We start from the raw sequence: 22434 nt of genomic DNA on the forward strand, positions 1-22434 counted from the left end.
TAGGTAGCCTGGCGGGTGTCGCCATCCCCTTCGAGGAGGACCCGTGCCCCGCCGGACCCCGCTCCTGGCCGCCCTCGCCGCGGCCCTCGCGCTGTCGGGCTGCGTGAGCAGCGCCGAAGGCAGCAGCCCTCCGCCACCGGCGAGCGGCCCCGGCCCGGCCGCCGTCACCGAGGCCGTCGTCGCGGCCGCCGCCGCCTTCCTCGCCGGCCTCACCCCGGAGCAGCGCGAGCGCGTCCGGTACGACTCCGACGACCCGGCCCTGCGCGAGTGGAGTTACTTCCCGGGCCGCAGCGACCGCAACGGCATCGCCATCGGCGAGCTCACCGACGAGCAGCGCGCCGCCGCGTTCGCCGTCGCGGAGGAGACGCTGTCCGACAGCGGGTACGCCCAGCTGCGGGGCGTGCTCGCCGCCGAGGACGCGCTGGGCGTGCGCAACGGCGAGCCCGAGGTCGACTCCGACCGCTACTTCATCGCGTTCTTCGGCGAGCCCAGCACCACCGGCCGGTTCACCGTGCAGATCACCGGGCACCACCTCGCGGTCAACACCACGTTCGAGGGCGACCGGATCAGCCCCACGCCCGCCTTCACCGGCGTCGACCCGGTGGACTTCGAGGCCGATGGCAGGCGGCTGCGGCCCATGCTGGCCGAGACCGAGGCGTTCACGGCCCTGGTCGAGAGCCTGGGCGAGGACGCGCTCGCCGCCGCGCGGATCGGCGCGATCGACGACGTCCGCGTCGGCACCGGGCGCAGCGACCGGTACCCGGAGCCGGAGGGCACCCTCGTCAGCGACCTCACCGAGGAGCAGCGCGGGCGGGTCACGGCCTTCGTGCGGGCCTGGGTCGGCGACACCGACGAGCGGGTCGCGGAGCCGCTCGTACAGCAGTACGAGGCCGAGTTCGACCGCACCCGCATCGCCGTGTCCGGCTCGCTCGACCCGGACACCCCCGGCGCCTACCTGCGCATCGACGGCCCCCGGCTGTGGATCGAGTTCTCCAACGTCGGCCGCTTCGGCAACGGCGACAACCACTACCACAGCATCTACCGGGACAAACGGGCCGACTACCTGGGCCGATAGCGGCTCGAGCGGCCCGCGCCGCCCGGTCGGGCCACTCCTTCGGCCCCCTGTTCGCCGCCCGTCACGGCGAGCTCCAGCTGCGGCACCGCGTCGGCGCCGAGCCCGCGCAGCACCGTCTCCAGCGTGCGTTCGCAGCGCACCACGAGGCGGTCGGGCGCGGGCAGCGCCGCGGCGAGGTCGATCAGCATCCACGCGCAGTGCGCGTCCACGTCGCGGGCGTCGGCGAGGTCGAGCTCGAAGTGGAGGGGGCCCTGCTCCTGGCCGCGGGCCAGCACGTCGGTCAGCACCCGGGTGAGGTCCTCGCGAGACCCGGACCCGGCGATCCGCGCGCCGCCGGGGTGGCGGGTGACCTCGAGCACGCTCAGCCCGTCGAGCACGCGGACGGGGTGGATCTCGCGCGCGCCCGCCAGCATGTGCTCGCTGAACCGCGCCCGGTCGTACCAGCACAGCGCCGCGAACCGCGCCGACCGGAACAGGTGCTCGGCCGACCCCTCCCACGCCACCAGCTCCTCGTCGCTCCACCCGGCCCGCGGCGCCCAGGCCATCGAGACCGCGACCCGCAGCGCACGGTGCCCGTCGTCGACGGCCCGTCGGGTGGCGGCGAGGTACGCCGCGCGCCGGCGATCGGCGTCGAACCGCCCGTCGGGGAAGTGGGGCGGGGTGTTGCGCGCCACCACCAGGTGGCCGTCCTCGTGGGCGTCGGCGACCACGCCCGTGCCGGCGTCGACGCGGACGACGGTGGCGGCGTCGTCGAGGTCGTCGGGGTCGAGGACCAGCATCACCCGTTCCCCGCGGGCCAGCCCGATGTGCGCGAACGCGGTGAGCACCTCCCACCGGGCCTCGACGTCGTCGAATTCCACGCAAGCGTGGTCACCCGGGCGCAGGCGGTCCACGTGGACGGGGCTCGCAGCGTGCTCGATCACCGGGACGCCTCCCTGGTCACCGGCGCGGCACCGGCGGAAGGGCCAGGGTAGTGAGCGCAGTCACCGGCGCGGTGGTCCGGATGGCCGCAATGCGCGGCCGGTGAAGCCCGCTGCGTGGAGCCGTTCGGCGGCCTCCCGCACCTCGTCGGGAACCGGCTGCGGCACCATGAATCCGCGGGACGGGTAGGCGAGGATCCGCTGCAGCTCACCGACCATCATGGCGATGACCAGGCCTTCGTCGCCGATGCTCTCGACGTAGGCGTCGAAGTCCAGCGGTGTCGAGCTGCAGACGGCCTCGACCTCCGGCCAGAGCTCGCACGCCGTGGCGTGCGTGCGCCGCTCGGCGTAGGGCTTGCAGATCAGCAGGACGGATCGGGCCTCGGTCGCGGCCAGCAGCGCGCGGGCGTTGCGGATGTTCGCCCCGGTGTTGGTGGCGTGCGGGTCGACGAGCACCGCCGAGGCCGGCACGCCGAGGGCGAGGGCGTGCTCGCGGTAGTGCACCGCCTCGCCGCGCGGGAAGCGGGCGCGGGTGGTGGGGGTGCGGCCGCCGGAGAAGACGATCACCGGGAACAGGCCGCGGTGGTAGAGCCGCGCCGCGTGGGTGGCGACGCCGAGGTCGTGGCTGCCGAGGCCCACGGCCGCGTCGCACGGACGCAGCTCGTGCCCGAGGCGCAGGTAGCGCCAGAGCAGGAGGGCGTCGCCCCGTTCGCCGTTCAGGACAGCCCTCCCCTCGCCCGTCGCGCCCGCCCGCACGGCGGGCCGCATCGCTCGTGGGCGACGTTAGGCCGCGCGGCGGAGTGCCGGGCGCGGGGGCGCGCCTACCCTCGTGGCCCCCTTGGTGCGCCTGCGCCGCGAACCGGGGTGTCCCGCCGGAGCCGCGAGGGAGCGCGCAGGACGGAACCGAGGAGAACAAGATGCCCGTCCGCGGGCAGTTCGACGAGATCTCAAACGGCGCGAACTGGGCGACCGTCGACGAGCTGTTCGCCTCGGACCACGTCAACCACGATCCGGACAACCCCGACCAGGAGAAGGGGCCGGAGGGCTTCACGCAGCGGGTCGCCGGATACCGCAGCGCGGTGCACGGATTCGACCTGAGGATCGAACGACAGGGCAGCTGTTGAGCCGGATCGTCGACGGCAGGTTCGCCGAGGAATGGGTCCACTGGGACACCCTCGGCCTGCTCCGGCGGATCGGGGCGGTACCGCCGCCCGCTGCCTGACGGCCCGGGCCCGCTCAGCCGCGTTGTGCCAGCGCGAAGGGCAGCACCGCGGACGCCCCCGCGCGGCGCAGCGCGCGGGCGGCCACCGTGGCCGTCCAGCCGCTGTCGATCACGTCGTCGACCAGCAGCACCGGCCCGTCCGGCACCTCGAACGCGGGTGGCTCGAGCGCCGACCAGACCGCCGCGAGCCGCTGCGCGCTGTTGGCGTGCCCCGCCGGCCGCGGGCCGGCCGGCGCGAGCGTGCCGAGCAGGGGGAGGCGCCCGATCTCGGCGATCCGCCGGGCCAGGTGCGCGAGCTGGTGCGGCCGGGTGCGCGAGCCGATCCCGACGACGCCGACCGGACGCTCCGCCCAGCCCCACCCGGCGAGCACGCGCACGCACGCGTCGAGGACGTCGCCGGGGACGGGGGCGTCCTCGCCCTCGAGCAGCTCGCGCAGCCGGGCGCCCCACCCGATGTCGGACAGCCGTCCGATCACCCGGCCCGGCTCGGCCAGCTCGCCCGCCGGGATCCGCCCCGACGCCGGCACGCCCAGCTCGGCCATGCCGCTCGGCCACTGCTTGCGCGGCGCGACCTCGACGCCCGGCCGGCTGATCCGCTCCTGCGCCGCCCGCGCCGCATCGGCGTCGACCTCGGTGCTCCACGTGGGGGTGGTGCAGTTGTCGCAGCGCCCGCACGGCTCCGCCGCCGGGTCGTCGAGCTGCCGGCGCAGGAACAGCATGCGGCACCCGGTGGTGTCGATGTAGTCGAGCATGGCCTGCTGCTCGGCGCGGCGGGCCTGCGCGATGCGCTGGTGGCGCTCCCGGTCGTAGACCCACTCCTCGCCGGTGGCCACCCAGCCGCCCTTGACACGCCGCACCGCGCCGTCGCTGTCGAGCACCTTGAGCAGCATCTCCAGCCGGGTGCGCGACAGGTCGACGCGCGTCTCGACGGCCGCCGTCGACAGCGGCTCCTCGCCCAGCACGGCCAGCGTCTGGCGCACGAGCGGCTCGGGCGGGAACGCGAGCGAGGCGAAGTAGGCCCAGATGTCGCGGTCCTCCCGGCCGGGCAGGAGCACCACCTCGGCCCGCTCGACGGCGCGCCCCGCCCGCCCGATCTGCTGGTAGTAGGCCACCGGCGAGGCGGGCGCCCCCAGGTGCACGACGAACCCGAGATCGGGCTTGTCGAAGCCCATCCCCAGCGCGCTGGTGGCCACGAGCGCCTTGACCTTGTTGTCGAGCAGGTCGGCCTCGGCGGCGAGGCGCTCGCCCGGGTCGGTCTTGCCCGTGTAGGACGCGACGAGGTGGCCGCGCTCGCGCAGGAAGTCGGCCACCTGCTCGGCGGCCGCGACCGTGAGCGTGTAGACGATGCCCGCGCCGGGCAGCGCGTCGAGGTGGTCGGCGAGCCACCCGAGCCGCTGCGCGGGGGTGGGCAGGGAGACGACCGAGAGCCGCAGGCTCTCCCGGTCCAGCGATCCGCGCAGCACCAGCGGCTCTCCGGAGGCGAGCCCGAGCTGCTCGGTGACGTCGACGACCACCCGGTCGTTGGCCGTGGCCGTGGTGGCGAGCACCGGGATGCCCGCGGGCAGCTCGGCGATGAGCTGCCGCAGCCGCCGGTAGTCGGGGCGGAAGTCGTGGCCCCAGTCGGACACGCAGTGCGCCTCGTCGACCACGAGCATGCCCGCCGTCTCGGTGAGCCGCGGCAGCACGCGGTCGCGGAAGTCCGGGTTGTTGAGCCGTTCGGGGCTGACCAGCAGCACGTCGACCTCGCCGTCGGCCACGGCGGCGTAGGTGCGCTCCCAGTCGGCGGTGTTGGCCGAGTTGACGGTGGCGGCGTGGATGCCCGCCCGCGCTGCGGCCTCGATCTGGTTGCGCATCAGCGCGAGCAGCGGCGACACGATCACCGTTGGCCCGGCGGGCGGGTGCGTCGGCGTGCCGGCCCGCAGGAGCGCCGTGGCCACGAAGTACACCGCGGACTTGCCCCACCCGGTGCGCTGCACGACGAGCGCCCGCCTGCGCTCGGCCACGAGCGCGTGGATGGCCCGCCACTGGTCCTCGCGGAGGCGGGCCCCGTCCCCGGCGAGGGTGGCGAGCACGGCCTCGGCGCGCTCGCGCAGATCCGACGTGACGGTGGGGGTCATGGGCCCCATCGTGGCCGACGGCCCCGACAGCGGCCCGGGCGGGCCGAAGTGGCCGGTCCGCGTCCTGTTCGTGTCCGGGCACCCCGGCTAGCTTCACTTCCGGGGCCGGCGGGGGTTCGGCCTCGTGAGGGGGGACCGGTGAACAAGGACTGGGAGACCGCAGACGCCCGCGTGTCGTTCGGCACGAGGGTCACGTTCGCGGGCACCCGCGTGACGTTCACGGGCACGAGGGTGACGTTCCGCTAGGAAGCGCCGAACACCGGTACCCGCACCGTCCGGTGCGGGTACCGGTGCGTGTCACGGGGGGACGTCATCACCGGTCACCACCGGGTCGTGGCGGCGTCGGGCCTGGCGAACCTCGGCGACGGGGTCAGGCAGGTCGCCCTGCCGCTGTCGGCCGCCGCGATCACCCACGACGCCGTGCTCGTCGCCGGGCTCACGGCCGTCGCGTACGTGCCGTGGATGCTCTTCGGCCTGCCCGTCGGGGCCCTCGTCGACCGGGCCCGTCCCGAGCTCTACGTGGTGTGGGCGGCCGTGCTGCGCGGCGCGCTGTTCGGCGCGCTCGCGCTGGCGCTCGTGCTCGACGTCCGGTCGATGGTCCTGCTGTACGCCGTCGCGTTCCCCCTCGGCGTCGGCGAGGCGGCCTACGACAACGCGAGCCAGTCGCTGATCCCGCGCGTCGTCGCCGACGCCGTCCTCGAGCGGGCCAACAGCGCGCTGGTCGGTGTGGAGCGGCTCGGGCAGGACCTGATCGGGCCCGCCGTCGGGGGCGTCATGTTCGCCGCGGCGGCGTCGCTGCCGTTCGCGGTGAGCGCGGCCGCGCTGCTGCTCGCCGGGGTGTTGGTCACCGGGCTGCGCACCCCCGCCCCGGCGGTCGCGGGCCGCCCCACGCCGGGTGCGGTACTGCGCGAGGCGGCCGAGGGTATCCGGTGGCTCACAGGCCACCGGTTCGTCCGGACGATCGTCGTGACCGGGGCCGGGCTCACGTTCTTCACCCAGACCTGGGAGGGGCTGCTCGTCCTGCTCGCCGTCGGGCCCATGGGCACGTCGGAGGCGGTGTTCGGGCTGGTGCTGGCCGGCGGCGCGGTCGGCGGGATCGTCGGCGCGCTGGCGACCGCGCCGCTGGTGCGGCGCTTCCCGCAGCGCGCGCTCCAGGTCGCCGCGCTCGCCGTGGCCGCGGCGGGCGACCTCGTGCTCGCGGCGGTCCCCACGCCGCTGTGCGCCGCGGTCGTGCTCAGCACCACCAGCTTCTCGTTCGCCCTCTGGAACGTGCTGTCGGTGACGATCCGCCAGCGGCTCGTGCCGCCCGCCGTGCTCGGGCGGGTCAACGCCGCGAGCCGCACGCTGTCGATGACGGCCGCGCCGCTCGGCGCGCTGGCCGGCGGCGGGCTCGCCGCGGCGCTGGGCCTGCGGGCGCCGCTGTGGATCAGCGGGGTGGCGCTGGTGGCGATCACCGGCCTGTTCGTCCGCGCCACCCGCCCACAACTGACAGCCACCGGAAGGTGTGGAGTCACCCGGACGGGGAATCCGGACGCATGAGTAGCCCCCACTGGCCGTTCGCGGTGCGGCGATGCACCCGGTGCACCAGGGAAGCCGTCGTCGTGGTCGCCTCGGACGACGGCCTCGGAACCGTCGCGGCCTGTGCCGAACACCTCGAGTGGGCGTTCTTCCTCGGCGTCGCCGAGTGGAACGGCCGTCGCCGTACGGCGTGACCCCGGCCGGCCCGGCAGGCACGATGGTCGGGTGAACCAGCCCCCGCTCTTCGGCTCGGTCGACGACGTCGCCGAGCGCCTGGCCGGCGTCGGCTACCTCGCCTCCACCGCTGTCGCCACCACGGTCTTCCTCGCCGACCGCCTCGGCAAGCCGTTGCTCGTCGAGGGCCCGGCCGGGGTCGGCAAGACGGAGCTGGCCAAGGCCGTGGCCGACGCCACCGGCTCCGGCCTGGTGCGCCTGCAGTGCTACGAGGGCATCGACGAGGCCCGCGCGCTGTACGAGTGGAACCACGCCAAGCAGCTGCTGCGCATCACCGCGGGGCAGGGCCGTGAGTCGTGGGACGAGACCCGCGACGACGTGTTCTCCGAGGAGTTCCTGCTGCCCCGGCCCCTGCTCACGGCGATCCGGCGCACCGACCCGACCGTGCTGCTGGTCGACGAGGTCGACAAGGCCGACGTCGAGGTCGAGGGCCTGCTGCTCGAGGTGCTGTCCGACTACCAGGTCACCGTGCCCGAGATGGGCACCGTGACCGCGGTGCGGCGGCCGTTCGCGGTGCTCACGTCCAACTCCACGCGCGAGCTGTCCGAGGCGCTCAAACGGCGTTGCCTGTTCCTGCACCTCGACTTCCCCGACCCCGACCTGGAGCGGCGGATCGTGCTCAGCCGGGTGCCGGAGCTGCCCGAGGCGCTGGTCGACGCGCTGGTGCGCACGGTCCGCGTGCTGCGCGGGCTGGACCTGCGCAAGTCGCCCTCGGTGGCCGAGACGATCGACTGGGGCCGCACCCTGCTCGCCCTCGGCATGGACACCCTCGACGCCGACGCCGTCCGCGCCACCCTCGGCGTGGTGCTCAAGCACCGGTCGGACGCGGAGCGGGCCGTGCGCGAGCTGCGGCTCGATGCGGACACGCCCGGAGCAACGCGCTCGGTGCCCTGAAAGCGCAGGTACGCTCCGGAACATGCCTCAGCCCCCCGATCTCGAGGCGCGCGTGGCGGCTCTGGAGAGCCGCGTCGAGGCCCTCACCGACCGGGTGCAGCGCAGCGAGCGCGACGCAGCGGCCGCCCAAGCGCTCGCCGGGGGCGCCGACCGGGACGTCGAGCGGATCCGCGGCGAGTTCACCGATTTCAAGCAGGCCACCACGGCGAGCTTCAACGCGATGCGCGCTGACCTCGACGACCTGCACAGCGAGATGCGCAACGGGTTCGCCGAGATGGATCGCGGGTTCGCCGAGATCCGGGGGCGGCTGGACGCCACCGCCGCGGGGATCGAGCAGATCGCCTCGCTGCTGGAGCGCGGCCAGGACGGTCGCTGACCTGCTTTTCACGCCGGCGTAACGCCACCCTGGCCGGCGACGGCGACACTGGTTGAACCGCTCGGTTCAACCACCAGGAGTCGCCGTGACCGATCTCGACCTGACCGCCTTCGCCGACCTCGGTGTGTTCACGCCCGCCGACGGGCCGGACGTGGCCGAGGCCTTCTACCGCCGCTGGGGCTTCGTCGTGCTCCGGGACCTGGTGGCGTCCGAGGTGATCGACGCGATGGAGGCCGAGTGCGTGGCGGCCCAGCGCGGCGTGCTCGCCGGCGAGCTGGACGCGCGGTTCGGCTCCACCAAGTACCTCGACGACGCCACCAAGGCCGAGAAGTTCGTCAACTACGTCGAGCACGTCGAGGAGCTCGCCCCGACGATCGGGGCCACGCTCGCCACGCCCGCGCTCGTCGAGCTGGTCGGCCGGATCCTCGGGCCGGACTTCTGGCCGGGTCGCAACGGCGTCGTGTACCAGGACGCGCGGCCGGGCCGGGAGTCCGGGTACTCGCGCATCGGCTGGCACGCCGACTGGCAGTCCGTCCCGCACCTGGACATCTGGCCGGGCACCGCGTTCACGATCCACATCGACGCCACCAGCCCCGCCAACGGGTTCCTGCGCGTGGTGCCGGGCAGCCACCTGTGGGCCACGCCGTCGCCGTTCGAGAACATCAACAACGTTCCGGTGCCGGAGGGCGCCCCGCCGGCGCGCGGCTACACCGACACCCCGCCGCCCGCGCCGATGCCGCTCGGCTTCGAGCGGATCCGCGGCGAGATCCCGGTCTACGTCGAGCGCGGCGACGTGATCCTGCACGACGCCTACCTGTGGCACTCCGCCGCCCGCGCCACCGACGACCACACGATGCGCCGCCACGTCCGCGGCGGCTGGCACGGTGGCGACCGGTCGCTCATGGACCGGGAGACGGGCTTCGTGAAGAACGCCGCCCGCTGACCCCTTTCCGACGAACGGCGCTCGGCTCAGGCGGGGCGGGTGAGCCACTCCTCGACGTGCTCCACCGCCTCCGCGACCAGCTCACAAGGCGCGCCCGAGCCCACCAGGCTCGAGCGCGCCAGCTGGGCCAGCTGCTCGTCGGACAGGCCCATGCCGTCGCGGGCGAGCTCGTACTCGGCGAGCAGGCCGGGGCCGAAGAGCAGCGGGTCGTCGCCGTTGAGCGAGCAGCGCACCCCGGCGTCGAGCAGCGCGGCGAGCGGGTGCTGCTCGACCGAGCCCACCACGCCCAGCATCACGTTCGAGGTGGGGCAGACGTCGAGCACGACCTCCTCGGCGGCGAGCCGCTCCACCAGTGCCGGGTCCTCGACCGCCCGCACGCCGTGGCAGATCCGCCGGGCGCCCAGCGCGTCGAGCGCGCCGCGGACGCTCTCCGGCCCGGCCAGCTCGCCCGCGTGCGGCGCGCAGATCAGGCCGGCGTCGCGGGCGATGCCGAACGCCTCGGCGAACGGCTCCGGCGGGAACCGCGCCTCGTCGGAGGCGAGCCCGAACGCGACCACGCCCGACCCCGCGTACTTCGCGGCGAGCGCCGCGAGGTCGACGGCCTGGGTCACCTCGGCGTCGCGCAGCGCCGAGACGATCCACCCGCACCCGATCCCGCGGGCGGCCGCCGCGCGCTCGCCCTCGTCGATGACGATCTCCAGCACCTCTTCGGCCGACCCCAGCTGTCCGGCGTAGCGGGGCGGGTAGAAGTGCGGCTCCACCCAGACCGCGCCGTCGTCGGCCGCGTCGTCGACCACCTCGCGCACCACGCGCCGCAGGTGCTCCTCCGTCGCGATCAGCGCGGATGCGGCGCGGTACTGGAGCCCGAACTCGGTGAACGAGGCGTAGCCGCGCACCGGCGGCGGCGCGACCCCGGCCTCGGCCGCGAGGTCGGCCAGCGTGCCCGGCCGCATCGCGCCCTCCAGGTGCAGGTGCAGGTGGGCCTTCGGCAGCAGGCGCAGGTCACGGGCCATCAGACCGTCGCCCCGCCCTGGAAGACGGCGTCGAGCACGGTGGTGTCGACGATGCGCGAGACCTCGGGGAGCGGGGAGACGCCCGCCGCCTCGTAGGCGGTGTACATGGGCCCGGCGATCCGTTCGGGGTCGATGCGGAACAACCCGCTCGCCTGCGTCAGCTCGCTCTGCGTGTAGGGGATCTGCAGCTCGTTCTCGCGGGTCTGCTGGGCCAGGTCGAGGCCGAGGTCGGCGCCGTAGACCTCGACGGCGAGCCGCGCGGCGACCGTCGGGTCGGCGGCGTTGTCCTGCCAGCCCCGGACGGTGGCCCGCATGAACCGCTCGACGACCGGGCGGTTGGCATCCAGCCACGAGCGCTGGCTGCACAGCATGCCCGCGTACTGCGGCAGCCCGAGCTGCTCGTAGGTCGTCACGATGAAGTCGCGCTCGGCCACCATGCCCTGTTGCTCCAGCGTGATCGGCTGGTTGGTGGCGAAGCAGGTGTAGAGGTCGCCCTGCCCCTCCAACAGCGGGCTCGGCTCGTAGCCGACGGGGATGAACTCGTAGTCGACCGGGACGCCCGCGAGCCGCATCGCCGCCTCGACGTACGGCTGCACGCCCTGCTGGCCGAGCACCCGCGCGCCGACCGCGTCGGCCGCGCTGCGGACCGGGCGCTGCGCGAGCGACAGCCACGCCGCGGGGGAGTTCTGGAACATCGTCCCGAAGCTGACGAAGTCGTTGCCGTCGTTGACGGCGGAGATGAACTCCTGCATCGCCACGGGGATGGCGATCTCCGCGCCGCCCGCGGCCAGGGTCTGCACGGGGCTCGGCGCGTTGGGCCCGCCCGGCAGGAACTCGACCTCGAGGCCCTCCTCGCGGTAGTAGCCGCGGTCGTCGGCGATCCAGAAGCCCGCGAACTCGACGTTGGTGATCCACCCGAGCGCGACCCGCACCGACGTGGTCCCACCGCCCCCGGAGGCGGTGTCGCCGCCGCTGCACGCGGCGGTGAGGCCGAGGCCGGCGAGGCCTGCGGCCTGCAGGAACCGGCGGCGGGACCAGTCGAACATGGCGATCTCCTCGGGGTGGGATCAGGTGAACCGGGCGATGCCCCTGCGCTCGACGGCGCGGGCGGCCACGAAGCAGGCGACGGAGACGGCGGTGGCGACCAGCGCGGTGCCCCACGCGCGGTCGACCTGGTGGAAGCTCACCGACTGGGCGAACAGCGCGCCGAGCCCGCGCCCGCCCATCAGGTACTCGGCGAGCATCGCCGCGAGCACGGCGCTCGACGCGGTGAGCCGCAGCGCGACGAGCAGGCCGGGCACGGCGTGCGGCAGCAGCAGCCGGCGCAGCAGCGTGCGCCGGTTGGCGCCGAGCACGGCCATGAGGTCGGAGGTGGCGGGCGGCGCATCCCGCAGTCGGGCACCGACCAGCACGAAGGCGGGGAAGAACGAGACGACGCTGGTGATCACCAGCACGGTGGTCCACCCGTAGCCGAACACCCGGGCGAGCACCGGGATCATCGCCACGACCGGCACCGACCGCATGATCAGCGCGACCGGCGTCATCATCCCGGACACCACCCGCGACGACCACACCGCGACGGCGAGCGCGGTACCCAGGGCCATGCCCACGGCGAGCCCGCCCGCGGCCATGCCCAGCGTCCACGCCAGATCGGGCAGGTAGACGCCGATGTTCGTGGCGATGTCGCCGAACACGCCGGCCGGGCCCGGCACGACGATCCGGTTGAGCCCCGACAGCGACGAGAACAGCTGCCAGCCGACGAGCAGCGCCAGCACGGTCCAGTAGCGGGAGATCACGAGAACCTCCGGTTCACCGCGCCGCGCAGCGCGACGAGCAGCAGGTAGGCGAGGAGCGACACGGCCGCGGCGGTGAGCGCGGCCGCCCACAGCTGCTCGACCTGCATGTTCTGCATCGAGCTGACCAGCAGCACGCCGATGCCGCGGCGCGCGCCGAACCACTCGCCGATCACGGCGCCGAGCACCGCGGCCGGGGCGGCGAGGGTGAGCCCGTCGACGATCAGCGGCACGCCCGCGGGCAGCTGCAGCCGCAGGAGCGTGACCAGCCGGCCCGCGCCGAGCACGGCGAACACGTCGCGCTGGGCGGCGTTCGTGGCCGCGAGCGCGGACGTGGCCGCCACGAACACCGCGAACCCGGCGGCGAGCGCGGCGACCAGCATCGGGGTGGCCTCCCGGCCGACGGTCGTGATGAGCAGCGGGCCGATGGCGATGAGCGGCACGGCGTGCACGACGGCGGCGAGCCGGTCCAGGCCCGGCGCCAGGGCGGGCAGCAGCACGCCGACCGCGGCGACCACCAGCGCGACGGCGCTGCCGAGCGCGAACCCGGCCGCGGCCGCCGCCCCGGTGGCCGCGAGCGCCCGGCCGAGCACCTGCCGCGCCTGCGGCTCGGTGAGGAACGAGATCACCTCGCTGAGCGGGGGCCACGCGACGCCGGCGAGCCCGAGCCGCCCGATCACCTCGGCCAGCGCCGCCACCACCAGCACGCCGGCCACGGCCAGCGCGCGGTCGGTCACGGCGCCTCCTCGGGGTCGTCGAGCAGCGCGGTGAGTTCGTCGACGATCGCGTGGAAGCCGGGGTCGCGGGTGACGTCGGTGCCCCGTGGGCGCGGGATCGCGATCTCCCGGACGTGGCGCACCCGGCCCGGCCGCCCGGTCATCACGACGACGCGGTCGGCGAGCAGCACGGCCTCGTCGACGTCGTGGGTGACCAGCAGCGTCGTGATGTGCTGCTCGGCCCAGATGCGGGCGAGCTCGAGGTTCATCCGCCGCCGCGTGACCGCGTCCAGGGCGCCGAACGGCTCGTCGAGCAGCAGGACGTCCGGGGCGAGCGCGAGCGCGCGGGCGATGGCGACGCGCTGGCGCATCCCGCCCGACAGTTGCCGGGGCCGCGCCGTCTCGAACCCCCGCAGCCCCACCAGCGAGATCAGGGCCGCGACGCGCTCGTGGTCGACGGGACGGCCGGCTACGCGGAAGGGCAGGGCGATGTTGTCGCGTACCGTGGCCCACGGCAGGAGGGCGTGCTCCTGGAACGCCACGCCGAGGCGGTGGCTGCGGATCAGGTCGGCGGGGCCCGCGCCCTCGACGGAGACCGTGCCCTCCGTCGCCTGCTCCAGCCCTGCGACCAGGCGCAGCACCGTCGATTTCCCGCACCCCGACGGACCCAGCAGCGCCACGAACTCGCCGTGCGCGATCTCGAGGTCGAGGCCGTCGAGGGCCCGCACCGTGGCGCCGCGGCGCAGCGGGAACTCCTTGACGATGCCGCGCAACGCGATCGCGGTGGCGGTGTCGGGGCTGGTGGCGGGGCGGGTGAGCATGCGGGCGGCTCCGGGATGAATCACGCGGTTCACGTCACGCTATGGAGCGGTGGTTGCTGCCGTGTTGCGCACGCGGCGCCCGCACGTAACGCCTTCCGGCTGGGCTACGGTGCTGCGCCATGGGCGGCGAACCGGAGCGGGATCGGCTGCTCCGGCTCGTCGCGGACTACGTGCTGGAGCACGGCATCACCGGGATGACGCTGCGGGCGCTCGGCCGGGCGATCGGCACCAACAACCGGATGCTGCTGTACTACTTCGGCTCGAAGGAGCAGCTGATCGCGCAGGCGCTCGCGGAGGCGGCGCGGCGGTTCCCGGCGTTCACCGCCGCGATGGCGGCCCTCGACGACCGGGGCGTCCCGCTCCTCGACCGGCTGCTCGCGGTGTGGCGGGGGATCGCCGCCCCGGAGAACCTTCCGTTCCTGCGGCTGTTCTTCGAGGTCTTCGGCCAGGCGGTGCACAACCCCGGACGGTTCGACGCGTTCCTCGCCCGCGTCGGGCACGACTGGACCAACCAGGTCGCGGGCGCCCTGCAGGCCGAGGGCATCGCCCCGGCGGAGGCGGCGGCGCTCGCCAGGGAGATCGTCGCTGTCTGGCGCGGGCTGCAGTTCGACCTGCTGTCCACGGGCGACGCGGACGCGGTGGCCGCCAGCTACTCCGCCACCGCGGCCGCGTTCGCGCGGCGGTGCGCCGCGGCCCGGTCCGCTCAGCCGGCGAGCTGAGCGGGCTTCGGCGTCACGATGTCCAGCTCGCCCTCGGGGACGGCGACCGCGGCGCTGGTCCAGCCCCAGATCGAGTAGAGCAGCCGCGCCGGGTCGCTGTAGCCGTGGCGGCCGTGGAAGAACCGGTAGTTGTCCACGCACGCCATCTCGCCCGCCTCGAGGCGGAACCGGGCCCCGGTGTCGCGCGCGGCGATCACCGCGTCCATCCAGTGCCGCACGAACGGCCAGTGCGCCTCCTCGTCGGGCCCCATGACCGGCGCGAGATAGGGGTGGTGGCGCACCTGCGGGCGCCCCGCGGGCGTGGTGCGCAGGATCGGCGAGTAGGTCTCCTGCGGGAAACCGGGCTCGGAGTGGTCGATGTCGACGGTGCGGCAGAACTCGACCATCTCCGCGTTGACCGGGTCGCGCTCGAGGATCTCCAGGACCGCGAGGCCGTCGACGAGGAACGACTCGCCGCCGGTCGCCGCCGGGCGCTGGCTGAACAGGAACAGCCGGTCCGGCGCGTGGTCGCCGAAGGCGAACCCGTCGTTGTGCGGGGGCATCGGCTGCGTGGTGTCGGCGCTGAACCGGCGCTTGCGGCCGCGGGCGTCGGCCGGCTGCTGGGCCACCTTCGCGCTGTCGACCTCCCCGCGCTGCTTGGTGACCTCGATCTGCCTGCCGATCCGCCGCAGGTCGTCGCCCAGCATCGCCGTGCCGAACTCGATGGCGGCAGCCTCGTCGGCGATGCCGCCGACGATCGCGGCGCCCTCGGCGTCGACGACGGCCCGCGCCTCCTCCGGCGTGGACACCCTGCGGGGGACGACGCAGGCCTCTGCGAGTTCGGGGCTGAGCTGCATGACGGCACCTCCGAGTTGAACCGAGCGGTTCAACCGACGGTACGGGCGCCGCATTGCCCCGGTGTTACCCGATCGTGACGGGCTCGCCGGGCGGGGGCAGGACGAGCCGGTCGGCGAGGTCGGCGGCGAAGAACGCCTCGCGCACGGTGGCCGGTCCCTGCGTGAAGTGGGCCCACTGCTCGACGTGCAGCACGACGACGTGGCGGGCGTCCAGGATGCGCGCCGCCTCGGCGGCCGCGTCGCTGGGCAGCGTGAGGAACCCGTCGACGAGCGGGGTGCGGGCGCCGCCCGCGAACAGGATCGCCACGTCCACCGGGCCGGTCCGCCGCGCCACCTCGTGCACGACCGCCAGCGAGGCGTTGTCCCCGCTCACGTACACCCGCTGCGACCCGTGCAGGACGAACCCGGTCACCTCGCCCACGAGGCGCTCCGTGCCGTCGGGGCCGTGCCGGGCGGGCACGCCGATGACCCGCAGGTCCCCGACCCGGGCGTCGGTCCAGTTCGGCAGCGCGGTGACCCCCGGCACGCGCTCGGCCGCCGATCGCGTGGACAGCACCAGCGGCGCGGACGCGAGGAACGCGCGGCCCGCTTCGTCGAGGTTGTCCGGGTGCTGGTCGTGCGACAGCAGCACGGCATCGACCGGCCCGACGGCGTCGGGGTCGAGCGCGGGCCCGGCGGTCTTGATCAGCGCCCGGTCGCCGATCGGGTATGCCCCCGGCGGGTCGAAGGTCGGGTCGAGCAGCACCCGCACGCCGTCGAGTTCCAGCAGCGCGGTCGGCCCGCCGATGTAGACGATCTGCACCCGCGCAGCCTGCCACGGGCGGGGGCATGATGGGGCGCGTGGAGCCGGCGCTGACCCTGCCCGAGCACGGCCTGCCCGGGCACCTGGTCGACTTCGTCGGCGCGCTGCGCAGGTCCGGGGTCGCGGTCGGGCCGGGCGAGACGGTGGATGCGGCCCGCGTCATGGCCGCGCTCGACCTCACCCAGCGCGACCACCTGCGGGAGGGCCTCGCGGCTGCGCTGCTGCGCCGGTCCGGGCATCGGGACGTCTTCGACCCGCTGTTCGACCTGTACTTCCCGGCCGCGCTGGGGGCGGGTGCCCGTCCGGTGGACGTACCGCGCGTCGAGGACGGCGGCCCGGTCGACGTCGACGCGGTGCGCGCCCGGCTGGCCGAGCTGCTGCGCGACGGGGATCCGGCCGCCCTCGCCGAGCTGGCCCGCGCGGCCGTCGACGCCATGGGGCGCTCCGGCGCGGCGGGCAGTTCGGTGCACGGCGCGGCGGCCCGTCCCGGGTGGTCGGCCTACCAGGCCCTGTCCGCGCTCTCCCCGGAGACGCTCCTCGCGCGGATCCTCGACGACCTGCGCGTGGGCGACGAGTTCGCCGACGAGGTGCTGCGCCGCGACGTCCGCGACCGCATCGCGCGGTTCCGCACCACGGTCACCGACGAGGTGCGCAGGCGCACCGCCGAGAGCCGCGGGCGCGAGCAGGTCGCGCGCTCCGCGGTGCCCACCCCGCTCGAGCAGGTCGACTTCCTCTCCGCCCACGGCGAGCAGCTCGCCCGGCTGCGCCGGACGGTGCACCCCCTCGCCCGGCGGCTCGCGTCCCGCCTCGCGGTGCGCCGCAGGCATGCCAAGCGCGGCGAGCTGGACATGCGCCGCACGCTGCGCCGCTCGATGTCCACCGGCGGCGTGCCGATGCGCCCGGCCCACCGCAAGCGGCGCCCCGGGCGGCCGGAGCTCGTGGTGCTGTGCGACGTGTCCGGGTCGGTCGCCGGGTTCAGCCACTTCACGCTGCTGCTGGTGCAGGCGCTGCGCGAGCAGTTCAGCAAGGTGCGGGTGTTCGCGTTCGTCGAGCACGCCGACGAGGTCACGCACCTGTTCGAGCCGGGGGCCGAGCTCTCCGGCGTGATGCAGCGGGTGCTGCGGGAGGCCGACCTCGTCGCGTTCGACGGGCACAGCGACTACGGCGGCTCGTTCGGGACGTTCGTGGAGCGCTGGGGCGACGCGATCGGGCCGAAGACGTCCCTGCTCGTGCTGGGCGACGCGCGCACCAACTACCGCGACCCCAACCTGACGGTGCTGAAGCGGATGGTCGGGCAGGCCCGGCACGCCCACTGGCTCAACCCGGAGCCGCGCCGGCAGTGGGGCAGCGGTGACTCGGCCGCCCCGCGCTACGCCGAGGTCATCCCGATGCACGAGTGCCGCAACGCCGCCCAGCTCGCCGACGTCGTGGAGTCGCTGTTGCCGGTCTGAGTAGCGTGGAGAACGACCGTTCTGCACGAGGGGACCATGCCGTCGCTCGACACCGACACCGCACGCACCCGCCTGCTCGACGCGGCCGAGGAGCTGTTCTACGCCCGCGGGATCCAGTCCGTGGGCATGGACGAGATCCGGACGGCCGCCGGCCTGCCGCTCAAGCGCGTCTACGCCCTCTACCCGGCGAAGGAGAACCTGGTCGAGGCCTACCTGCAGCGCCGCGACGCGCGGTGGCGGGAGCGGCTCGCGGCGGCCGTCGAGGAGGTCGCGGACCCGCGCGAGCGCATCCTCGCGGTGTTCGACTGGCTCGGTTCGTGGTTCCGCGAGCCCGGCTTCCGCGGCTGCGCGTGGATCAACGGGTTCGGCGAGCTCGGCGCCGTGTCGGAGGCCGTGGCCCGGCAGGCGAGGGCGCACAAGCAGGCCTTCGCCGACTACGTCGCCGACCTCGTCGCCGCCGCGGGGCTGCCCGCCGCGCTCGCCCCGCAGCTGGTGCTGCTTGCCGAGGGCGCGATGGTCACGGCGGGGATCTTCGGCACGGACGCCCCCGCGGCCCAGGCGCGCGACGCGGCCGCGGCCCTGATCGACGCCTGAACCGCGCGGCGATCCCCCTTGATCGGAGAACGATCGTTCTCTACCGTTCGGCGAGAACGCTCGTTCTCGCCGAACTGGAGGGCCCGATGTCCGACCGTCCGCCGCTGCCACCGTTCACCCTCGAGACCGCGAAGCAGAAGGTCCAGGCCGCCGAGGACGCCTGGAACACCCGCGATCCGCACCGGGTGGCGCTCGCCTACAGCGAGGACTCGGTCTGGCGCAACCGGGACCGGTTCCTGCGCGGCCGGGACGCGATCATCGAGTTCCTGACCGAGAAGTGGGAGCGCGAGCTCGACTACGCCCTGCGCAAGTCGCTGTGGACGTTCGCGGGCAACCGCATCGCCGTGCGCTTCCAGTACGAGTCCCACGATGCGGCCGGGACCTGGTACCGCAGCTACGGCAACGAGAACTGGGAGTTCGACGAGCGCGGGCTGATGGTGCGGCGGGAGGCCGGCATCAACGACGTCGTGATCGACGAGTCGGAGCGGCGGATCTTCGGTCCGCGCAGGCCGGAGGAGCGCGACCTGGAGATCCCGCTCCAGTAGTCCGGTCGCCGAGCCGTGCGCCGGCGGTCGTCGCGCGAACGATGACGGCATGGGCGCCGCCGGGGCCGCGGTCGTCGTGGGTGCCGGAGGTTGAGGTCGGGGGCGGCTGCGCGAGACCGTCCGGCTCACCTCGCCGATGGCGTCCGCGCGCTGATCGACGCCGGGCGACCGCGGCGCGTGCCGTCGCTCGACGGCTGCCCGCTGCGACCTCGGTGGGCGCCGCGCACCCGTTCCGGCCCAGATCCGCCCGGCGCGGGGTGGAGCGTGGAGGGTCGAACTGATGTTCGATCCCGGGTAGCGTGGCGGCATGCCCGCTCCGGACCTCGCCTGGCAGCCGTCCCTGCTCGACGACGCGCCCGTGGTCGAGGTGGACCGCTCGTTCTCCACCCTGCACCGCCGGGAGCTCGCCGAGGGGGCGTGGGTCGACCACGCGCCCGGCTGGTGTCGCGGCGCCGACGCGCTCTTCGCGCGGCTCTTGGCGGACGTGCCGTGGTCCGCGCGCGAGGTGCGCATGTACGACCGGGTCGTGCCCGAGCCGCGGCTCACCCACCGCTGGCGCCTGGACGAGGGGTCCGGGCCGCCCGCCGAGCTCGGCGAGCTCGCCCGGGTGTTGAGCGAGCGCTACGGCGTGGAGTTCACGCAGGTCGGTGTCAACCTCTACCGAGACGGCACCGACAGCGTGGCGTGGCACGGCGACCGCGTCGCCCGCGAGCTGCCGGAGGCGGTGGTGGCGCTGGTCTCGCTCGGCGGGGTGCGGCCGTTCCGGCTGCGTCCGACCGGCGGGGGAGCGTCCATCTCCTACCTGCCGGGGCCCGGCGACCTGCTCGTGATGGGCGGGTCCTGCCAACGCACCTGGCAGCACGCCGTGCCGAAGACGCGCTCGGCGGCGCCGCGGATCAGCATCCAGTTCCGCCACGCGTACCAGCGCTGATCGGTGTTGCGCAAATCACAGTCAAAGTTTGACCGGGCGGCCAGTCAAGGCGCATCATTGAGGTGTCTCCTCACGAGGGAAGGGTGATCCTCATGGCCAGGAAGTGGCATCGCTGGCAGGACTGGGCGGCGCTCGTGATCGGTGTGCTGACGGCCCTGTCGCCCATCGTGGTGTCCACCGACACCGCCGCTCTGTGGTCGCTCATCGTGTTCGGCGTGCTGATCGCGGCCACCGCCCTGTGGTCGCTGGCCATGCCGGATTCCGTGGTCAGCGAGTACGTGCACGCGGTGCTGGGCGTCCTGCTGTTCATCTCGCCCTGGGTGTTCAGCTACGCCGACATGACGGGCGCGGCCTGGACGTCCTGGGTCGCTGGCGTCCTGACGGTGGCGGCGGGCCTGGCCGCGCTGCCCGAGGCCCAGTCCGAGCACCGGAGGCTCGCCGGCCAGCACTGATCCACACAGTCACCCACGACACAGCGAGACGGCCGCGGGCCGGGTTGGCCGCGGCCGTCTCTCACGTCACGATGGGCCGGTGAGGTGCACATGAGCGACGTCGCGCGGCCCGACGAGCCCGGTGCCCGCGAGCGGATCCTCGCGGCGGCCGAGGAACTCTTCGCCGAGTCCGGCTTCGACGCCACGCCCACCTCGCGCATCGCGGAGCGGGCGGGCGTGCCCAAAGGGCTCGTCCACTACTACTTCAGACGCAAGCCGGATCTGCTGTCGGCGTTGGTCGAACGACTGCCGCAGGACGAGGTCGACCTGGGCGCCGTCGTCGTGCCCGGTGACGTCGCGGCCAGCCTGCACCGCCTCGTCGACGTGCTCGACCGGTCGCTCGACTCGTCGGCGGTCCTGTCGCACCTGCTGTGGCGCGAGGCCGACACCCACCCCGCGGTGCTCGACGCGCTGCAGGCGCGCTTCGACCGCATGGTCGTGCTGATCAGGGAGGTCGTCGCGGCCGCACGCCCGGACGACTGGGTCGAGGCCGACGTCGACTGCGCGGCGCAGCTGCTCGCCTCGGCCATCAGCTACCGGCACTCGGTGGCCCGCCACGCCGAGGACGGACAGGAGACCATGCACCGCGAGCTGCGCTTCCTCGCCGACGCGCTCGCCGCCGGGGCGGGCATGAACAGGGGCGCGAACAGGCCTTCGCATAGTCTTTGACGGTGCACCGCAAGATCGGGGTCATGGGCGGGACGTTCGACCCGATCCACAACGGCCACCTCGTGGCGGCGAGCGAGGTCGCCCACCTCTTCCAGCTGGACGAGGTCATCTTCGTCCCGACCGGGCAGCCGTGGCAGAAGACCGATCGCGAGGTGAGCCGGGCCGAGGACCGCTACCTGATGACGGTGATCGCCACGGCGTCGAACCCGAGGTTCTCGGTGAGCCGCGTCGACATCGAACGGCCCGGCCCCACCTACACCGCCGACACCCTGAGCGACCTGCACGCCGAGCACCCCGACGCCGAGCTGTACTTCATCACCGGCGCCGACGCGCTCTCGCAGATCCTCACCTGGCACCGGCTCGACGAGCTGTTCCAGCTGGCGCACTTCGTCGGGGTCACGCGGCCCGGCTACACCCTCGACGACGACCACCTGCCCAAGGGGGCCGTCACCCTCGTCGAGGTGCCTGCGATGGCGATCTCGTCGACCGACTGCCGCCGCCGCGTCGCCGAGGGCCGCCCGGTCTGGTACCTCGTCGCCGACGGCGTGGTCCAGTACATCTCCAAGCGCAAGCTCTACCGCGACGGGGCCTGACCACCCGGCGACCGCTCAGGCCGGGGCGACCTTCGCGCTGGTCAGCAGCATGGTCACGCCGTCGGCCTCCCGGGTCACCTCGACGGCGTCCATGCACGCGTGGATCATCAACAGACCCGCGCCCTCGAAACCCTCCGGCTCGGGCGTCCAGTGCTCGCCCGCCGCCACGGCGACGATCACCCGTCGTCCGCCGTCCGGCTCGGCGTACTGCCGGGCGGCGACCCGCACCTCGGCGCCGACCGCGGAGGGGTGGGTGTGCTCCACCGCGCTGGTGACCGCCTCGTTCACGGCCATCACGACGTCGTCGATCTCACGCTGCGGCCAGCACAGCGCGCCGAGCCAGCGCCGGAAGCGTTCGCGCACGACCGAGAGCGACACCGGATCGGCCATCAGCACCATGGAGATGACGTCGTCCGGTGGGCGCAGCGGGCTGTCCACGAAAGCTCAGGCCGCGATGGCCTCGTCGACGGTGCGGTAGAGCGACAGCACCTCGTCCAGGCCCATCGTGCGGATGGGCCGGATCACCGGCCGGTCGGGGTCGACGACCACCCGCAGCGGGGCGCCCAGTTCCCGGCCGTCGTCGTGCAGTGCGACGAGGAGACCCAGGCCGGACGACGACAGGAAGTCGACCCGCGTGAGATCGAGGATCACCGGCTGGCGCGCCGACTCCTGCAGCGCCGCGCTGCCGGCCTCCATCAGCCGTCCCCCTGTGCTCAGGTCCACCTCACCCTGCACGACCAGCACCAGGCAACCGTCCCGGTCGTCACGCTCGATCGTCATCAACTGCTCGGCTGGCGGCACCCCGCCGAGTGGACCGTTCATGCTGGCGCAGCGTACAGCGGGTGGCGTCGGGGTCCTCCGCTCGCGGTCCCCCGGACGTCGCAAGGCGGGTGGACTCGCGCAGGACGCGGTGGGCGAGCGCGACGATGTCGCGCAGCCCACGCCGGTCGAGCAGGCGGGCGACGTCGCGCGCCGCCGCCTCGGCGACCCCCTCCTTCTCCTCCGCGGCCGCATCGTTCACCCCTGCGTGCTCGTCGGCCGCTCGCTGCTCGTCAACCGCGGTGCCGTCGATGGTGTCGCCAGGCGCCTCGTTGGTAGCAGTCATCGGCCCTCGCTGCCCTCGGACGTCCGCACACCCACCCCGTTCCCACTCCCTCCACG

At 74.2% G+C, this 22434-nt stretch carries 27 protein-coding genes; 14 read left to right on the top strand and 13 right to left on the bottom strand.

Annotation, left to right across the window (positions count from 1 at the left end):
* Positions 1-43: 43 nt before the first annotated feature.
* On the top strand, positions 44-1075 hold the full coding sequence (locus VKZ81_RS06880; protein ID WP_324240582.1) for a DUF3500 domain-containing protein: 1032 nt from the start codon (positions 44-46) through the stop codon (positions 1073-1075).
* Here the strand turns inward: VKZ81_RS06880 and VKZ81_RS06885 are convergent.
* Positions 1060-1935: an MEDS domain-containing protein gene (locus VKZ81_RS06885; RefSeq protein ID WP_324240583.1), complete on the bottom strand. Its 876-nt coding sequence runs from the start codon at positions 1933-1935 to the stop codon at positions 1060-1062. The two genes, VKZ81_RS06880 and VKZ81_RS06885, sit on opposite strands and share 16 nt — an antisense overlap.
* A gap of 123 nt (positions 1936-2058) precedes the next feature.
* Entirely contained in the window at positions 2059-2763 is a 705-nt protein-coding gene (locus VKZ81_RS06890) for a YdcF family protein (RefSeq protein WP_324240584.1), read from the bottom strand.
* 149 nt (positions 2764-2912) lie between these two features.
* Here VKZ81_RS06890 and VKZ81_RS06895 point away from each other — a divergent pair, with 149 nt between their 5' ends.
* Positions 2913-3119, top strand: coding sequence for a nuclear transport factor 2 family protein (locus tag VKZ81_RS06895; protein ID WP_324240585.1), 207 nt, complete (start codon positions 2913-2915; stop codon positions 3117-3119).
* Positions 3120-3231: 112 nt separating this feature from the next.
* On the opposite strand, the gene VKZ81_RS06900 is transcribed toward VKZ81_RS06895, so the two are convergent.
* Positions 3232-5343, bottom strand: coding sequence for a RecQ family ATP-dependent DNA helicase (locus VKZ81_RS06900; RefSeq protein WP_491723611.1), 2112 nt, complete (start codon positions 5341-5343; stop codon positions 3232-3234).
* A gap of 285 nt (positions 5344-5628) precedes the next feature.
* Between VKZ81_RS06900 and VKZ81_RS06905 the strand changes: the two genes are divergently transcribed.
* The 4 genes from VKZ81_RS06905 to VKZ81_RS06920 all read left to right on the top strand — a co-directional run bounded on the left by VKZ81_RS06905 (position 5629) and on the right by VKZ81_RS06920 (position 9299).
* On the top strand, positions 5629-6873 hold the full coding sequence (locus VKZ81_RS06905) for an MFS transporter (protein ID WP_324240587.1): 1245 nt from the start codon (positions 5629-5631) through the stop codon (positions 6871-6873).
* 204 nt (positions 6874-7077) lie between these two features.
* Positions 7078-7980, top strand: coding sequence for an AAA family ATPase (locus VKZ81_RS06910; protein ID WP_324240588.1), 903 nt, complete (start codon positions 7078-7080; stop codon positions 7978-7980).
* A gap of 22 nt (positions 7981-8002) precedes the next feature.
* The gene (locus VKZ81_RS06915; protein WP_324240589.1) at positions 8003-8356 is read left to right on the top strand and encodes a permease; all 354 of its coding nucleotides are present in this window, start codon (positions 8003-8005) and stop codon (positions 8354-8356) included.
* An 85-nt stretch (positions 8357-8441) separates the two neighbouring features.
* Complete coding sequence (locus VKZ81_RS06920; RefSeq protein ID WP_324240590.1) at positions 8442-9299, top strand: phytanoyl-CoA dioxygenase family protein; 858 nt, start codon at positions 8442-8444, stop codon at positions 9297-9299.
* Positions 9300-9325: 26 nt separating this feature from the next.
* On the opposite strand, the gene add is transcribed toward VKZ81_RS06920, so the two are convergent.
* The 5 genes from add to VKZ81_RS06945 are packed head-to-tail and all read right to left on the bottom strand — an operon-like array spanning position 9326 to position 13666.
* Positions 9326-10312 (bottom strand): adenosine deaminase, encoded by a 987-nt coding sequence (gene add, locus VKZ81_RS06925; protein WP_324240591.1) that lies wholly within the window; start codon positions 10310-10312, stop codon positions 9326-9328.
* Positions 10312-11358 carry an ABC transporter substrate-binding protein gene (locus VKZ81_RS06930; protein WP_324240592.1) on the bottom strand — a complete coding sequence of 349 codons (1047 nt, stop codon included), beginning with the start codon at positions 11356-11358 and terminating at the stop codon, positions 10312-10314. Before VKZ81_RS06930 ends, add begins: the two co-directional genes overlap by 1 nt.
* Positions 11359-11379: 21 nt before the next feature.
* A complete protein-coding gene (locus tag VKZ81_RS06935) occupies positions 11380-12108 on the bottom strand; it encodes an ABC transporter permease (protein ID WP_324240593.1) in 729 nt (242 codons plus the stop codon).
* Positions 12105-12842 carry an ABC transporter permease gene (locus VKZ81_RS06940; RefSeq protein ID WP_324240594.1) on the bottom strand — a complete coding sequence of 246 codons (738 nt, stop codon included), beginning with the start codon at positions 12840-12842 and terminating at the stop codon, positions 12105-12107. The genes VKZ81_RS06935 and VKZ81_RS06940 overlap by 4 nt, the downstream gene beginning before the upstream one ends.
* On the bottom strand, positions 12839-13666 hold the full coding sequence (locus VKZ81_RS06945) for an ABC transporter ATP-binding protein (protein WP_324240595.1): 828 nt from the start codon (positions 13664-13666) through the stop codon (positions 12839-12841). The genes VKZ81_RS06940 and VKZ81_RS06945 overlap by 4 nt, the downstream gene beginning before the upstream one ends.
* 95 nt (positions 13667-13761) lie before the next feature.
* On the opposite strand from VKZ81_RS06945, the gene VKZ81_RS06950 reads away from it, so the two are divergent.
* Entirely contained in the window at positions 13762-14361 is a 600-nt protein-coding gene (locus tag VKZ81_RS06950) for a TetR/AcrR family transcriptional regulator (RefSeq protein WP_324240596.1), read from the top strand.
* Here VKZ81_RS06950 and VKZ81_RS06955 read toward each other — a convergent pair.
* The gene (locus VKZ81_RS06955; RefSeq protein ID WP_324240597.1) at positions 14346-15197 is read right to left on the bottom strand and encodes a TauD/TfdA family dioxygenase; all 852 of its coding nucleotides are present in this window, start codon (positions 15195-15197) and stop codon (positions 14346-14348) included. The genes VKZ81_RS06950 and VKZ81_RS06955 overlap by 16 nt on opposite strands.
* A 64-nt stretch (positions 15198-15261) precedes the next feature.
* Complete coding sequence (locus tag VKZ81_RS06960) at positions 15262-15999, bottom strand: MBL fold metallo-hydrolase (RefSeq protein WP_324240598.1); 738 nt, start codon at positions 15997-15999, stop codon at positions 15262-15264.
* 38 nt (positions 16000-16037) lie between these two features.
* Between VKZ81_RS06960 and VKZ81_RS06965 the strand changes: the two genes are divergently transcribed.
* The 7 genes from VKZ81_RS06965 (at position 16038) to nadD (ending at position 21273) form a co-directional block, all read left to right on the top strand.
* The gene (locus VKZ81_RS06965) at positions 16038-17450 is read left to right on the top strand and encodes a vWA domain-containing protein (protein ID WP_414709336.1); all 1413 of its coding nucleotides are present in this window, start codon (positions 16038-16040) and stop codon (positions 17448-17450) included.
* A 36-nt stretch (positions 17451-17486) separates the two neighbouring features.
* Entirely contained in the window at positions 17487-18044 is a 558-nt protein-coding gene (locus tag VKZ81_RS06970) for a TetR/AcrR family transcriptional regulator (protein WP_324240599.1), read from the top strand.
* Between the two features lie 86 nt (positions 18045-18130).
* A complete protein-coding gene (locus VKZ81_RS06975; RefSeq protein WP_324240600.1) occupies positions 18131-18589 on the top strand; it encodes a nuclear transport factor 2 family protein in 459 nt (152 codons plus the stop codon).
* Between the two features lie 307 nt (positions 18590-18896).
* Complete coding sequence (locus VKZ81_RS06980) at positions 18897-19520, top strand: alpha-ketoglutarate-dependent dioxygenase AlkB (protein ID WP_324240601.1); 624 nt, start codon at positions 18897-18899, stop codon at positions 19518-19520.
* A 92-nt stretch (positions 19521-19612) separates the two neighbouring features.
* Positions 19613-19972: an SPW repeat protein gene (locus tag VKZ81_RS06985; RefSeq protein ID WP_324240602.1), complete on the top strand. Its 360-nt coding sequence runs from the start codon at positions 19613-19615 to the stop codon at positions 19970-19972.
* 90 nt (positions 19973-20062) lie between these two features.
* Positions 20063-20680: a TetR/AcrR family transcriptional regulator gene (locus tag VKZ81_RS06990; protein ID WP_324240603.1), complete on the top strand. Its 618-nt coding sequence runs from the start codon at positions 20063-20065 to the stop codon at positions 20678-20680.
* A 2-nt stretch (positions 20681-20682) separates the two neighbouring features.
* Entirely contained in the window at positions 20683-21273 is a 591-nt protein-coding gene (gene nadD / locus VKZ81_RS06995; protein ID WP_414709337.1) for a nicotinate-nucleotide adenylyltransferase, read from the top strand.
* A gap of 15 nt (positions 21274-21288) precedes the next feature.
* Here the strand turns inward: nadD and VKZ81_RS07000 are convergent, their stop codons facing one another.
* The 3 genes from VKZ81_RS07000 to VKZ81_RS07010 are packed head-to-tail and all read right to left on the bottom strand — an operon-like array spanning position 21289 to position 22378.
* Positions 21289-21711 carry an ATP-binding protein gene (locus VKZ81_RS07000; protein ID WP_324240605.1) on the bottom strand — a complete coding sequence of 141 codons (423 nt, stop codon included), beginning with the start codon at positions 21709-21711 and terminating at the stop codon, positions 21289-21291.
* A 6-nt stretch (positions 21712-21717) separates the two neighbouring features.
* Entirely contained in the window at positions 21718-22053 is a 336-nt protein-coding gene (locus tag VKZ81_RS07005) for an STAS domain-containing protein (protein ID WP_324240606.1), read from the bottom strand.
* Positions 22037-22378 carry a hypothetical protein gene (locus VKZ81_RS07010; protein WP_324240607.1) on the bottom strand — a complete coding sequence of 114 codons (342 nt, stop codon included), beginning with the start codon at positions 22376-22378 and terminating at the stop codon, positions 22037-22039. Before VKZ81_RS07010 ends, VKZ81_RS07005 begins: the two co-directional genes overlap by 17 nt.
* Positions 22379-22434 lie beyond the last annotated feature (56 nt).

This window comes from Pseudonocardia sp. (assembly GCF_035305885.1).
Classification (GTDB): Bacteria; Actinomycetota; Actinomycetes; order Mycobacteriales; family Pseudonocardiaceae; genus Pseudonocardia.